Source organism: Verminephrobacter aporrectodeae subsp. tuberculatae At4, from assembly GCF_000193225.1.
Lineage (GTDB): Bacteria > Pseudomonadota > Gammaproteobacteria > Burkholderiales > Burkholderiaceae_C > Acidovorax > Acidovorax aporrectodeae.
This window is the reverse complement of sequence record NZ_AFAL01000550.1, coordinates 1-1,545: the sequence shown is the minus strand read 5'-3', so window position 1 is coordinate 1,545 and position 1,545 is coordinate 1. Positions and strand designations below refer to the sequence as shown.

Annotated in this window: 1 protein-coding gene; it reads right to left on the bottom strand. The window is 67.4% G+C overall.

The genetic code is table 11. The features are described 5' to 3' along the window. Positions 1-1,279, bottom strand: a 1,279-nt coding sequence (locus VTU_RS0118170) for a flagellin N-terminal helical domain-containing protein (RefSeq protein ID WP_010106818.1), incomplete at its 3' end; no start/stop codon positions are given. Between the last annotated feature and the right edge of the window lie 266 nt (positions 1,280-1,545).

Genomic DNA, 1,545 nt, shown 5'->3' with positions numbered 1-1,545 from the left:
CGCTGCTCACGAAGGTCAGCGCCGAGTCCACGGTCTTCAGGGCGTCGGTGGCGCTGGCGAAGCGGCTCACGTCCAGGCCGGCGACGGTGTGCAGCTGCGAGCCGCCGTTGCTCAGCTGGTTGCTGGCCGAGGCGACGGAGAACGAGCGCTCCGAATCCAGCGTGATGTAGCCGCCGGTGCTCACGAAATTGGCGACGGCGTCGATGGCCAGCGGACGCCCTATGCCGATGATTGCGCCCGCCGCGTCGTAGCCCGTGACCGTGATGGGCGCGGCGTTGGGGATCTCCGTGTCGCCCACCACGATGTTGTTTCCCGTGGCGTTGGTCAGAATGATCTGGCTGCCGCTGGCGTTCAGCCAGGCGTTGATTCCGGTTTTCGCCGACTGCTCATTGATCGCGGACACGGCGGCGGACAGGCGGTCGGTGCCGCTGGCCGACGTCAGGGTGAAGGAAACCGTCTGGGCGTTGCCCAGGTTGTCGCCCTCGAACCTCAGCGTGTACGCGCCCACGGCGGCCATGCCGGCCAGGTGCACCTCGGTGCGGGCCGTTGCCGTCACGCCGGTGTCCGCCTTGAGCGCATTGATCTGATCGGCGGTGGCCTTGGCCGTGGCGCTCTCGGCCACGGTCAGGGTGCCGGTTCCCAGGTAGCCGCTGATGGCCACGGTGCCCGTCGTCACGCCGTTGATTCCGGTCCCGCGGTTGGCTGGGGTCGTGGTCTGGAGATCCGCCGAGCCCGGGCCCGCGCCGTTGGCGGCCAGGTTCTGGTTGTTGCCGTACACGCTGGTGCGCAGGTTCACGGTGGCCGCGACGATGGTCTGGTTCGCGTTCGCGCCCACCTGGAATTGCTGCGTTCCAAAGGTGCCGTCGAGCAGCCTGGTGCCGCTGAATTCCGTGGTCTGCGCGATGCGGTCGAGTTCCGAGACCAGCTGACCCACTTCGCGCTGCAAGGCCTGGCGATCGACGGCGCTGTTCGTGGCGTTCGCCGACTGCACCGCGAGCTCGCGCACGCGCTGCAAGATGTCCCCGGCGGACTTGAGCGCGCCCTCCGTGGTCTGCGCCAGCGAGATGCCGTCGTTGGCGTTGCGCGCTGCCTGGTTCAGGCCGCGGATCTGGGTCGTGAAGCGCTCGGTGATCGCCAGGCCCGCGGCGTCGTCCTTGGCGCTGTTGATGCGCAGGCCCGACGACAGGCGCTGGATCGACTGACTCAGCGAAGCCTGGCTCAGGCCCAGGTTGCGCTGCGCGGTCAGCGTGTTGATGTTCGTATTGATGGTGGAGGCCACCGCGAATCTCCAGAAAAACGGATCAGAGGCCTTCCCGCGCGCGCCGGCCGGCCTGCAAAGGGTTCCTGGCGGCTTGCGGGCGGCAGGCCACCGAGAGCCTGTCTGCGATCCGATCCGTTGCCCTAGTGTCCTGCCCCGCGAATAGCGGCACATGAAACTGCGCCTTTCGCGCCATGGCGGCGTTGCAAATCCTCGCGATACCTACGGGTATCGCTGCGGTTTGCGCCTTGCCCTGACGCGAAATGCATCCGTTTCATTTTGTGCCG